The following is a 13,104-nucleotide window of genomic DNA, read 5'->3' on the forward strand; positions in this document are numbered from 1 at the left end:
CACTATGGATTTCACCATTGCAGAAGAACTCGCCAGCGTCCAACAACTGGCACAACAGATTCTCAACGACTTCAGTGACGCAGAACAACTGAAGGCATTCGACGGCGAACATGTGCGGTTTGACAGCAAGCTCTGGGAAGCACTCGCCGAGGCGGGCTTGTTGGGGCTGGACATCCCCGAACCGCAAGGTGGTACTGACCTGGGTTTCTTTGCGCTTACCGCGCTGTGCGAAGAAGTCGGCAGAACAGCCGCACCGGCGCCTGTGGTGCCGGTGCTGGTCAGCGCCGCAGGTACACTCCGACGCTTTGGCAGCGATGCACTTAAGGAGCAGGGGCTGTCGGCGATTGCCGGAGGCAGTATCGTGACAGCGGCGCTGGAAGAATACGGCAACGAGGATCCCGCCACTCCCGCCACCAGTGCCAAGGCGACCGAGGGCGGCTATGCCGTCAGCGGCACCAAGATTTGTGTAAGCCTGGCCGATCAGGCCCAGCGCATCCTGCTGTCCGCCAACTGTGACGGACAACTCATCGTGGCCCTGATAGACCCCAAGGCCGCCGGAGTGACACTTTCACCACAGCTAGTGACAGCCAATGAATTACGGCACGAAATAGCATTGGACAACGTCCAGGTGCCCGCCGAGGACATCGTCGCCACGGGCACTACAGCTGTCGACGCGATGAACTGGGCGACCCAGGCAACCCGCACTGCACTGTGTGCATCCATGCTTGGGTTGTGCGACAAGATGATGCGCATCACCGGTTCCTACACCAGCGAACGTGAGCAATTCGGTCGCGCCATTGCAACCTTCCAGTCGGTGAGCCATCGGGTCGCCGATTGCTACATCGACATCGAGTGCTTGCGCCTGGTCACCCAGCAGGCAGCATCGCTGATCGATCAGGGAAGGCCCGCAGAAGAAGCTGTGACCATCGCCAAGATCTGGTGCGGCGATGTCGCTCACCGGGTTAGCCAGGCTTCACAGCACTGCCATGGTGGCACGGGTGTCGACCGCGATTACCCGCTGTTCCGCTACTGCCTGCAGGCGCGCCAGATCGAGTTGAGCATGGGCAACAGCGCTCAGTTGACCGGCCAGTTGGGCGAAGAGATTGCCCGCGAGTTTCTGGCCGCAAGCTAGCGTAGGTAGCGCGTAGGGAAATAGCTCAGGCAATCCCAGTACACCGCCTGAGCCGCATCCAGACGGCCCTGTCGGCGCAGCATATCCAGCTGTAGCTGACAGGCGCCGCGCTGCCAGGGGAGTGTTTCCCGAACCTGGTTGGCCATCGCCAGCGCCTCGTCCTGGCGCCCCTCCCCTGCGGCGAGAACACCTTGCGTGAGCAAGTGCAGTGGCGACGCCGGCGGGGCGACAACTTCCACCGGCAAATCCACACCTTCACGCACCGCCAGCCAGGAAACCGAATCCTGGTAGATCGCGCGCCAGCGCCCGGTTGCCACGAGCTGGCGATACTTCTCGGCACCGCCGCTGCGGCCTATCGGCCACAGGAAATAATCCGCATCAGATTCCTCTACCAGCGTAATCCAAGCGGGCTCCGCGCGCTGCACGGCGAGATAGGCGAAGTAGTCACCGGCGGTGTACAGCGTATCCGCGCGACCATCGATAAACACGCTCAACTGGCCATCACTGCGTAAATGCAAATAACCACCCCAGTTGTACAGTGCAAATACGTTGCCGCTTAAATTATTGGCCAACATAAAGTCGACCGTATCTGTGGGGTAGGAGTATTCAGCCGTGAGGTAGTGGAAGTTAGGCGCCGCCTGCAAATTGAAGGGCAGCATTCGCATCAGCGCTATCAACAGAAATGCCGCCGCGAAGCCCACCTGCAGAATGCGATGACGAATCGACGACAATGCGAGCGCAAGCAGTGGAGTCAGTAACAAGGCTAGCGACATACCGAACAGGGGGATAAACCGACGGCTGGTCAACGCCATGGCAAGGCTCAATGCACACAGCACCAGCGCTGCCCAAGGCACGCCGGTGCGCTCGCGTACGACAGGCACGGCATAGAAAACAGCAAAGGCCGGCAGCCACATTACGTAGAAAAACAGCGGCGCCTGAATCCCACCTGGACGGAACGGGGAATGCCATTCGGCTAACTCTCGAAACGGTGAAGTCTGATCAAAGGCGTACACCAGCGGATACAGAAATGTCTTTATCCCTGAAGGATTCAGCGCCGCCGCGGCCACACACACCAAGCCCGTCACCACCGCAACTGCAAAGCGCTGCCAGCTGAAATCACGCCAGGGAAAGATCAGGATCGCCAGGGCCATCAGGCCGAAGAAGAAGCCGCCGTGCACGTTTACCCAGACCAGAAACAGCAGTGCCAGCCACAGGCGGGAGGGAGATCGCTCAAGGGCAAGCCACAGCAACACGGCAAAGCCGAGCAAGGTATATAGGTGCGGCCTTATATCCACGAAGGGCTCCGCTAACGCGGCCGCCATGGCCGCGCCCAGGAAGGCCGCCAGACCATTGCCGCCCTGACGCCATAACACCCGCTGCAGCATCAGGAAGGTGGCGATCACTACCAACCACTTCCAGAACACCAGCGACGGCAGACCGAACAGCTGCACCCAGCTATAGAACAGAATGTCCGCCAGCCACTCGTGGTTTAGCCAGTCATCGCCACGGGCGGTGAACGACCAGTCATCCACCATCCACAGGCTCCCTGTCTGGAGTAGCTCCCGGCCTGCGGCAATATGCCACCACAGGTCGGAGCCGGCCATCTCGGTATAGCCAAAGGATAGAAACAGCACTGCACCGGCGCAATATAGGAGAATGCGCGCTACTGCGAGTTCGGTTCGATCGCGCGGGTCAGTCACGAGGCGGGTGATACTCCCGGGTGAGATAAAGCACGCGCCCCTTGCTCTCGGTATAGGTGCGCGCCAGATATTCGCCGATCACCCCGAGGCACATAAGCTGCACCCCACCGAGAAACAACACAATCACGATGAGCGACGGGTAACCGGGCACCGGGTTTCCCCAGATCAGCGTCTTAACCAGCATATACAGGCCATACATAAACGACAGGCTGGAAACCAACATGCCCAGATAGGTGGCGACCTTGAGGGGTAATGTGGAGAAGGAGGTTATCCCCTCCATCGCGAAGTTCCACAGCCTCCAATAGCTCCACTTGCTGCTGCCGGAGGCGCGCGCCTCGCGGACATAGGGCACAGCCGCCTGGGAAAAGCCGATCCAGGCGTACAGCCCTTTCATGTAACGGTGTCTTTCGGGTAGTGCATTGAGGGCGTCCACGGCACGGCGGCTCAGCAACCTGAAGTCACCGACGTCCTGCGGAATCTCAACCTCGCTCAGCGCATTGAGAACGCGATAGTAAACGGCAGCCGTGGCACGCTTGAGTCTGGAATCGCCACGCCGCTCGGTACGCTGCCCATACACCACGTCGTATCCGGCACGCCATTGCTCCACAAACGTGGCGATCAACTCGGGGGGATCCTGTAGGTCGGCATCAATCAGTATTACCGCGTCGCCTTCGGCGTGATCAAGCCCGGCGCTAATCGCCACTTCCTTGCCAAAATTGCGGCTCAACACCAGCAGCCCGACGTTGTCATGCTCGTGCGCCAGCTCACGCAGCCGAACCGCGCAGGCCTCGTCACTACCGTCGTCGACATAGAGCACCCGACAGCCCAGATCCAGTCCGGCTAACGCTGCCGTCAGACGTGCGTGGAAAGCGTCGAGAACTTCCGCCTCGTTATAGACCGGCACTACCGCCGTCAGGGTTTGCAAGACAATGCTCCGCTCTTTATATGGCGGTCACAGTAGCATGCTCACTTGCGAATTCGGAATACTTTAAGATCACCGACAAACAACTGCACATTGCCGTACAGGGCGCGATGGAAAAGCAATTCTGGCATAAAGTGTTGCAGGTCATAGGCAACGTCCGGCACCAGCAGCGGATGCTCACCAGCGAGGGCACTGCGATAAAACGCCGCATATTCAGGCGTGGTTTTCACCAGGCGCTCAGGCACATTTACCCGCGGGCCGTTTAACTCGTTGGCAAACGCGGTGTCATACCAGTTCTCGCTGAGAATTAAGTAGTCTGCCCGGCGCAGCACAGTGCCCTCACCCGCGGCGTATTCGGGGCGGAACAACGCATAGCGCCCAGGCGGCGGATTGACGTAATAGCTGCTGAACACCTGAGCGTCCTGATGCGCCGCATTCCAGGGACGCAAAGCCTTGCGCGGGTCATTGTGATAATCACTGACCATATCCCACGCCAGCGCGGCGGGCCAGGCGAAGAACAACATCAGAAACCAGCGCCGCTGCCCCCACGGCGTGGCGTGCAAACCCAGTGCCGCGAGCAGGGCCACAGCAGGCAGAAGAGGCAGGTAATGCCGGTAGTAAGTCACCGGGGCAAGGAACACCATAAACAAGCCGAAGCCAAGCATTGGCAACGCGCACACCCACAGTCGGCGATCTTCATCCAATCTGGAAAACTCGGCGATACCGCGAGGCACAAACACCAGCGCTGGCAAGCCAATCGCCACCAGCAACCACATGGGAATATTGAACAGATTGCGCAGCCACTTGTGCTCACCAATCGCGGCATAACCAGAGCCGAATTTGCCGGCGACGCCCCCTTGGGTATAGGTGGCCACAAGGTCTATCTGCAGCACCGCCCAACAAAGGAACGGCAACGCAAGCCAGCAAGCCGCCATGGGCAAAGGCACATTGCGCCAGGGCACTAGAGCGAGATAGATCACCAGCAACGGTAACAAGCCCCAGGCGGGCCAGGCAGGATTGGCCATCGCCGCAACCAGCACAGAAGCAGCCAGAACCACCAGAACAATGCGTGCACCGCTAAAACCAAGGCGTATATACCGCCATCCGTCGTAGGGGATCAGGGCCAGCCAGGCCAACAGGGCAAAGACCCAGTATTTAGTCCATACCGCAGCAACACAGGCCAGCACCGCCAGCCCGTAGGCAAGCGCCGAACGGCGCCGAAGCGCCCAGGCCAGAACGGCTAGAAAGCTATAAATAAAGAACGTGGACGCAGCATCTACTGTACCACTTTGAGCCTGACTGATATGAAAGCCAGAGAGGGCCAACAGGGCAGCGGCCGACAGGGCGACCGCTGGATTACCCGGCACCAATTGCATAGCCAGCAACGCCAGCACCACAACCGAGGCGGCGCCAAGCAACGCCGAGTAACTGCGCGCCACCAGAATGTGAAGGGGGGAGTGGCAATAGCGCTTTGCCAAGGCGGCACTGTCCACGGCTCCGCCAGGCGGTACCGCACCGCTGGCGCTTGCCAGCGCAATCGTCTGGTAACCGATGAAAGGCGAGTAACTAAAGCCCTCCAGTGCCGCGCGGCAGGAGCCGCCTTCATCGAAGTTGATCAATGTAAAACTGCCCGAGCCGTCCCAATCCCAGCCCAGGGTTTGTGCGCTGTAGAGCCGCGGCAACAGTGCCACAATAAAAAGCAGTGCCAGAGGCACAAACAGACGCATGAATACGGCCCACCCGGGTGGTCAGTGATATACCGGCCAGTATCCGGTGGCAGGCCGCAGAAAGAAAGTGCTCAGCGCCTAAACATAGCCATTGGCGCGGAACCACTCGACGGAATCGCGCACCGCTGTTTCAATCGGAGTCTGCGGCAGGCCCAACTCCTCGATGGCTTTGGTGGGGTTCACATAACCGTGCTGCAGGACATAGCGGGTGTTTTTCACCGTGGTCATCGGGGCCTTACCCGTAATAGATGACCAGATCTCGGCCAGCCGGGCAACGCGCAGCATCACCTTGCCTGAGACTTCGGTGGTTGCCACATTGTCGACGCCGGCAATGCGCCCGATCAGTTGCAGAAAATCCAGGTTACACATATTCCCTTCACGGTTGGCGAGAATATACGACTCACCAATGCGCCCTTTGTCCATCGCCAGAACGTGACCTGCAGCCACATCACGCACATCGACCGGACACACACCGCCATCCCAGTAATTTTTCATCTTGCCCTGCAGGGTGCGGATAATCATGGTGCCGGTAGGCGTTGGCATGCGATCACCCGGACCAAATGGCAGGCCGGGCATCACCATGGTCACTGGCAGGCCTTCGCTGACCATACCCTTGACCAACTGGTGGCTCAGGTATTTTGACAGGATGTAGTCGCTGGCCCAGGGCCATGAATTGAAGGGCGTGTTCTCGTCGGCAATTGCGCCGTTTCCGGGAATACCGATGGCGGCAACGCTGCTGGTATACACCACCTTTTCGACGCCCGCGGCCAGTGCCGCGCGCATCAATGATTCGGTCCCGTTGACGTTGATCTTGTAATGGAGATCCGGATCTTTGGTCCAGATGGCGAACAACGCCGCCAGGTGGAAGACCTTTTCCACCCCCTGCACGGCACGCTGGAGTGAATCGGGATCAAGCAAGTTACCTTCGACAAACTCGACATCAAAGCCATTGAGGGGCGAGCGATCCTCGCCTGGCATAACCATCGCACGGATCTCGTAGCCACGCTCCAGACACAGCCGGGTCACGTGATTGCCAATAAACCCGGTCGCGCCGGTGATCAGAACTTTTGCCATCGTGAATATCTCTTATTAGGGCTGAAACAGACATCCACTATAGCCCTACCGACAACGCTGGAGCATGACCCCAGCGGCCAGCAAACCCTGCGTCTAGAGAACAGTATTCAACTGGGCCTCGCAGGCGGCCAGCACGTCTTCCACCGCAATCGTTGGTACCTGTTTGCGATCGATCGATCGGGAGGCGCCGCCAGCAGTGCGCCCATCGAATCCCAGACCAATTTCCAGGCGGTGGGATATCGCGCTCCAGCGCGGATCATTAGTGCCAAACACCGTGACCTGCGGCGTCTCGAAAGCGGTGGCGTACTGGCGCAGATCGCCCTCGACACCCAGCAGGAGATCGGCGTCTGCCATCAGCGACTTCAGCTCACCAATACTGAGACAGGGGGCATTCAAGAGGCAGGCAGGAGCGTTCATGGCATCAGCCATCGCTGAGGCGACAGACTCATCAGCCGCCTCAGGCGCGATCACGATAGCCACATCAAAGCGCGCCGCCAGTTGATCGGCCACCATCGCGAAGTACTCAGCCGACCCATGCTCACCACCGGGCGACACGACCACCAGAGGCTGGTGAGGTTTGACACCGGCCTGGGCGAGCCGGGCATCGACTGCCGCATCGGCGTGGTCAACCAGAAACAGTTCTACGCGATCTCCCGGATGGGGCATACCAAGCGCCTCGGCCAGAGCGCCGTAGTAGTCGCACAAAGGCATGGGCTGGAAACCGCCCCTGACACGATTCGGGGCAGCGATCTTGTCGGTGAGCAGCAAGCCGCGACCATCCCGGGCGAACCCGATCCGTCGGCGGGCACCGGCCTGGTAACTAAGCCAGGCGCTGCGAAAAGAGTTAGGGAGCAGAACCGCTAGATCAAAGTCACAGCCACGCAGGGTATGAATCAGCTCGCGCTGGGCCGCTCTTGCCTCGGCAGTTTTGGTTCGCGGTGCCCAAAAATGAACACGATTAATCCACGGGCTACCCTCGAGTACCGGCAGCAATCGCCGATGCATCAGCAGGTGAATCTCAGCCTGGGAGAAGTGGGCAAAGAGGCTGCGGATGAAAGGCGTTGCCATTACCACGTCGCTTGCCCAGGTCGGCAGCACCAGCAGAATTCGCCGGGGTTGAGAATCGAGCCGAGAAACTGACAAAGCGTTCAAGCGGGATTTTCCTGTTGCAAGGCGTGCGCCGAGAATGGATGCGCAGTATATATTCCGGCTGAAATCCCCGCTACACTGGCTCGACAAAGCGCTAACAATATAGCCTTAGGGACTGAGCTACAGGCGCACACTGTCAGGAGAGACACCCGCCTACGCTCAGATTGTCCGCATTTGTCATCCATCGCCCAGCGCCCGGCTCCATGCGAGCGGGCCCCTACTTAGAGGAACCCACATGCGTTTCGTAAAAACCTGCATCGCCGTTGCAGCCTTGTCGATTGCCGGCACCACGACCACCCTGGCCAGCGACATCGATCCTGCCCTGACGGCTGTTGTGGAAGCCCGCAGCGAAGCCGATCGCGCACGCGATGGTGCACGCCACCCTGCCGAGACGATCAGCTTTTTCCAGATTGCACCGGGCATGATCGTGGCCGAGGCGCTGCCTGGCAGCGGTTGGTATACCAAGATCCTGGCGGGGTATCTGGGTGCAGAAGGCACCATCTATGGTGTCGACTATGTCGCCCGTATGTGGCCCATGTTCAGCTTTGCGACTGAGGAATGGGTCAAAAAGCGCATCGCCGCCGTCAATGATTTTGACAACAAGGTTGCAGGGTTCACCGATAACGGCATCAACGCCAAGGGGATTACCTTCAACTCCCTGCCCGAGGATGCCATCGGCACGGTCGATCGATTCCTGTTCGTGCGCGCACTGCACAACCTCAACCGGTTTGAAGCCAAGGCGGGTACCCGCACCCAGGCCCTGGCGAGTGTTCGCGCCATGCTGGCCGATGACGGCATGGTGGGAGTAGTCCAGCACCGCCTGCCCGAGAGTGCCCCCGCTGAAGGCGCCGATGGCAGCCGCGGTTACCTGAAGCAGTCTGACGTGATCAGCATGTTCGAGGAAGCGGGCTTTGAACTGGTGGCCTCCAGCGAAATCAACGCCAATCCCAAGGACAAGCCAGGCGCCGAAGATGTGGTCTGGCGCCTACCCCCCAGCCTGCGTGGCAGCAAAGACAACCCCGAGCAGCGGGCGGCCATGGAAGCCATTGGTGAATCAGACCGCATGACCCTGCTGTTCAAAAAGAAATAACCAAAGGTTATAAACAGGAATAAAAAAATATCATGGCGTTATTTCTTGCCCTCTGATTTCAGGTTCTTATACTCACCCCGTAACTTGCTGAAACGTACTCACGCATGGGGTGAGTGCGCTTCGCGAAGGTAAGTTACCTTAGGGGGACGCTGATGGGCGTTTGTCAGAGACAACCATCAAGGCCAGAGGGACCTGATCCGGTAGCGGGCCGGAAAGACCTACAAAGGCAACAAGTTAAAGCATTGCCCCTCACACAAGCCCTGGCGCACGGACTGCGCCGGGGCTTTTTTTCGCCTCCTTATCCGGGCCTGAGTCACGCTTGCGATCACACGCCGATACATTGCGCATGTAATTACGCTATTCTTCACGCTTAACCATTGCAGAGTTGTTCCATGGCAAATATCGATCAACTTCTCGAGGACATCGAGAAGTCTCCCTCCGGCCCGCACATTCTTGCCATTTTCGACTTCGACGGGACCATCATCTCCGGTTTCTCGGCCACTGTTTTTATCCGTGAGCAGGTCCGCAGGGGCGACCTGTCACCGCGCGAATTTGTCGAGCTGATGTCAGCCATGACCAGTTTCGGCATGGGCTCACTGGGCTTCTCCGGCATGATGGCCATCAACGCCCAGTTCATGCGCGGCATCGATGAAGACACCTATTACGAGGTCGGCGAGAAGCTGTACAACAAACAGATTGCCCGCAAAGTTTACCCGGAATCCCGCGCCCTCATTGATGCACATATCGCCAAGGGCCACACGGTATCGATTATTTCCTCGGCCACCCCGTACCAGGTGGAGCCCGCCGCCCGCGACCTCGATATCGAGCATGTGATGTGCACGCACTTGGAAGTGGCCAACGGTAAATTTACCGGTAGCGTGGTCAGCCCTACCTGCTTCGGTCAGGGCAAGGTCGATGCCGCCGAGGACCTCGCGGCGGAGGTCAATGGCGACCTCGATCAGAGCTTCTTTTACTCGGACAGCACCGACGACATTCTGTTGCTCGAGCGCGTGGGCCACCCACGCCCTCTCAACCCCAGCGACAAACTGGAGCGCATTGCCCAGAAGAAACATTGGCCCGTCGCCCACTTCGGCAGCCGTGGCCGCCCCAGCCTTACCCAGTTTGTGCGTTCGGTTGCCGCCACCAGCAGCCTGGTCACCAGTTTTGCTGCAGGGCTACCGATCTACGCCCTCACCGGCTCGCGGCGCGCCTCAAACAACTTCTCGTTTTCGCTGTTTGCCGACACAGCCTCAGCGCTGATCGGCCTGGACCTCAACGTCAAAGGCGAAGAACACCTTTGGTCACACCGGCCCGCGGTATTCGTGTTCAATCACCAGAGTAAAGCGGATGTCGTCATTTGCGCCCGCCTGCTGCGTCGGGATATTGCCGGGATCGGCAAAAAAGAGATCAAGTCTGAGCAGCCTATTATTGGCAAAGTGATGGAAATGGGCGGTGTGGTCTTCATCGACCGCAGCAATGCCAAGAGTGCTATCGAGTCGATGGAACCTCTCGTCGAGGCCATGCAGGTGGAAGGAAAATCTGTGGTGTTGGCCCCAGAGGGCACCCGCACCGTGTCGCCTAAACTGGCCCCCTTCAAGAAAGGCGCCTTCCATATTGCCATGCAGGCCGGCGTGCCGATGATCCCGATTGTGATCCGCAACGCCGGTGACGTAGCACCCAAAGGCGATTTCGTGTTCCGCCCGGCCACCGTCTATGTCGAGGTATTGCCGCCGGTGGACACCAGCAAGTGGGCACTCGACTCGATCGACGATCATGTCAGGGATGTGCGCAATATGTTTGCCCGGGCACTGGGTCAGGCCGAAGAGCCCGCCCCGAAAAAAACCGCCACCAAGAAGCGTAAAGTCCCCGCGAAGAAAAAGGCGGCCGCGAAAAAGCCCGCCGCTAAAAAGAAGGCGGCCCCAAAATCCAGGGCCAAGCCTACATCGAAAGCCAAGCAGCAGGAGAAGTAAACCGCGTGACCTTGGAACAGTTCTACGACAATAAAAGTCCCTGGCCAGATCGCAACAACCAGAAAGTCCTGTTTATTCTCGATGCGCGCAATAGCCTCGACGAGGAGATACTGCGCAAGTGGATCGAGGTACACAGCGATGCGTCGGCCGCCTTCGATGCACCCCAGGTCGTGATCGATCTCAAGGACGAACGCACCGGCTTCGACAGCGGCCAGTTAGTCATGTCGCTGGCACTGCCGGCAGACACCATTATTGCCCCGCTGCGCGTCAACTGGTCATCTGACGACAACCGCGGCCGACTCCGCTATCTGGTTTTCGGCGACCCGCGCAAGCCGTCGCCACGCAAAGGCCGCAAAGTGCTCGAGGAGCACCCGGAGCGCGTCAATCTGCTCGCCGGCGCGCCAGACACCATGGCCAACCTGCAGGCACGCTTCCAGAATCAGCAGGGCACAGACCAGACAGTCTCCCAGGAAGAATTTGCCAACTTTGTAGCTCGCCAGGCGGCGGTGGTCCTCGACCTCGAGGAGCGCAAGCTGAAAGGTGGTCGCTACAAGATGCCCCGCCACGTGGCCGCGGCACTAATGGCGAGTGCCGAGTACAACGCAGAGGTCGATGCACTGGCCGAAGCCACGGGCAAGTCGAAAGACGCGCTCATGAAAGAGGCAGCCGGTTACATGGAGGAGATGGTGTCCACGCCCAGTTCCTTCTGGATCGACTTCTATGCCCGCTTTAACAACTTCTGCCTGGGTCTGGGCTACGAAGAAGACATTGTCTACGACCAGGCGGCGCTTGAGAAAACACGCACCGTAGTACGCAACCACCCCTCCATTTTGTTGTGGACGCACAAGACGTATCTCGACGGCATGGTCGTACCCAAGGTCATGTACGACAACGATTTCCCCATGCCGCATATGTTTGGCGGGGCGAATCTCAATTTCCCCATTCTCGGCCACCTGCTGCACCGCGCCGGCGCTATTTTCATCAAGCGCAGCTTTCAGGACAACGAGCTGTACAAAATCACTCTGCGCCACTACATCGGCTACCTGATGGAAAAGCGCTTCCCGATGAACTGGTCCTTCGAGGGTACCCGCTCACGCATGGGTAAACTCATGCCGCCGCGCTACGGCCTGCTGAAGTATGTGATGGAGGCCTGTTATTACACCGGGGCAGAAAACATCCATATCATCCCCGTCTCGATCAGCTACGACATTATTCGCGATGTCGAGGAATACGCCACGGAGCAGACCGGCCGCGGTAAGGGCGCTGAATCCCTGAAGTGGTTTGTCGGCTATGTACGCAGCCTCGCCCGCCCCATGGGCAAGGTTTACATGGATATCGGCGAACCGGTCGTACTCAACAAGGCGCCCGACCCCGATGACCGCCTGGCGTTATCCAAGATCGCCTTCGAGGTGGCGGTGGAAGCCAATCAGGTCACCCCGATTACCCTGCCCTCGCTGGTCACCATGAGCCTGCTGGGTGCCGCGCCCAAGGCGCTCACCGAGGCGGAACTGGTGGCGGACCTCGAAGCCCTGCTGGCCTGGGCAGAGAGCCGCCAGCTGCGCATCTCACCGGATTTCGACCGTGCATTCGGTGATCACCTTGAAGGCCCACTGGGCATTATGATCGACGAGAACATCGTCACCCGCTATGACGAAGGCCCGGAGGTCGTCTACGGCATTGGTCTGGAGCAGCATCCAGTCGCCAGCTACTACCGCAATACTGTCATTCATTTCTTCGTCAACAAGGCGATTATCGAACTGGCCCTGGTCAAAGCCACCGAAATGCCCGAGAGCTGGGCGCTGGAGGTGTTCTGGCGCGAGGTAGACCGGATGCGCGACCTGTTCAAGTTCGAGTTCTTCTACGCACCGACCGAAGAATTCCACCAGCAGATTCGCGACGAGATGTCGCTTTACAGCGAAGACTGGGAGACCCTCGTCGGCCAGGGTGCCGCCGGGTTTGGCGCGCTACTCCAGAACATGACGCCGCTGGTCGCCCACGTCACCCTGCTGACCTATACCGAAGCCTACTCAGTGGTCGCCGCCATGCTGGCGCGCAAGGAGGCGTATGAGTCACTGGAAGAGGCAGAGTGTATTGCCGATGCACTTACGTATGGCCGCCAGGTGTATCTACAGCGGCGCATTTCCAGCGAATCGTCTATCGGCAAGCTGTTGTTCAAGAATGCCTATAAAATGCTGCAAAGCCGCCAGCTGACCGAGGGCGGCGCGGACGACCTCAAGGAAAAACGCCTGGAAGTCGCACGCGAGCTGCGCGAAATGATCAGGCGCATCGATGTCATCAGGGCGATTGGTGTCGCCAATAGCGGGTCTGTGTAAGGAGCAC

General features: G+C 59.1%; 9 protein-coding genes. 4 read left to right on the forward strand and 5 right to left on the reverse strand.

All coding sequences use genetic code 11. The annotated features are described in order from the left end of the window. Window positions 1–4 precede the first annotated feature (4 nt). The gene (locus tag A3709_RS14690) at window positions 5–1,132 is read left to right on the forward strand and encodes an acyl-CoA dehydrogenase family protein (RefSeq protein WP_066056061.1); all 1,128 of its coding nucleotides are present in this window, start codon (window positions 5–7) and stop codon (window positions 1,130–1,132) included. Here A3709_RS14690 and A3709_RS14695 read toward each other — a convergent pair. From A3709_RS14695 to A3709_RS14715, 5 genes are all read right to left on the reverse strand, one after another. Further along, window positions 1,129–2,832: a hypothetical protein gene (locus A3709_RS14695; protein WP_066056064.1), complete on the reverse strand. Its 1,704-nt coding sequence runs from the start codon at window positions 2,830–2,832 to the stop codon at window positions 1,129–1,131. The two genes, A3709_RS14690 and A3709_RS14695, sit on opposite strands and share 4 nt — an antisense overlap. Continuing rightward, a complete protein-coding gene (locus A3709_RS14700; protein WP_066056067.1) occupies window positions 2,825–3,757 on the reverse strand; it encodes a glycosyltransferase family 2 protein in 933 nt (310 codons plus the stop codon). The genes A3709_RS14695 and A3709_RS14700 overlap by 8 nt, the downstream gene beginning before the upstream one ends. A gap of 41 nt (window positions 3,758–3,798) precedes the next feature. Beyond that, window positions 3,799–5,481, reverse strand: a complete 1,683-nt coding sequence (locus A3709_RS14705; RefSeq protein ID WP_066056070.1) for a hypothetical protein — start codon at window positions 5,479–5,481, stop codon at window positions 3,799–3,801. A gap of 78 nt (window positions 5,482–5,559) precedes the next feature. Beyond that, window positions 5,560–6,555 (reverse strand): SDR family oxidoreductase, encoded by a 996-nt coding sequence (locus A3709_RS14710; protein ID WP_066056074.1) that lies wholly within the window; start codon window positions 6,553–6,555, stop codon window positions 5,560–5,562. Between the two features lie 93 nt (window positions 6,556–6,648). Next, on the reverse strand, window positions 6,649–7,707 hold the full coding sequence (locus A3709_RS14715; protein WP_066056077.1) for a glycosyltransferase family 9 protein: 1,059 nt from the start codon (window positions 7,705–7,707) through the stop codon (window positions 6,649–6,651). Window positions 7,708–7,939: 232 nt separating this feature from the next. Between A3709_RS14715 and A3709_RS14720 the strand changes: the two genes are divergently transcribed. From A3709_RS14720 to A3709_RS14730, 3 genes are all read left to right on the forward strand, one after another. Then, window positions 7,940–8,794: a class I SAM-dependent methyltransferase gene (locus A3709_RS14720; RefSeq protein ID WP_066056080.1), complete on the forward strand. Its 855-nt coding sequence runs from the start codon at window positions 7,940–7,942 to the stop codon at window positions 8,792–8,794. A 392-nt stretch (window positions 8,795–9,186) separates the two neighbouring features. Beyond that, a complete protein-coding gene (locus A3709_RS14725) occupies window positions 9,187–10,764 on the forward strand; it encodes an HAD-IB family hydrolase (protein ID WP_066056082.1) in 1,578 nt (525 codons plus the stop codon). 5 nt (window positions 10,765–10,769) lie between these two features. Then, a complete protein-coding gene (locus A3709_RS14730) occupies window positions 10,770–13,097 on the forward strand; it encodes a glycerol-3-phosphate 1-O-acyltransferase (RefSeq protein ID WP_082850130.1) in 2,328 nt (775 codons plus the stop codon). Window positions 13,098–13,104: the final 7 nt, after the last annotated feature.

The organism is Halioglobus sp. HI00S01 (genome assembly GCF_001635445.1).
Lineage (GTDB): Bacteria > Pseudomonadota > Gammaproteobacteria > Pseudomonadales > Halieaceae > Halioglobus > Halioglobus japonicus.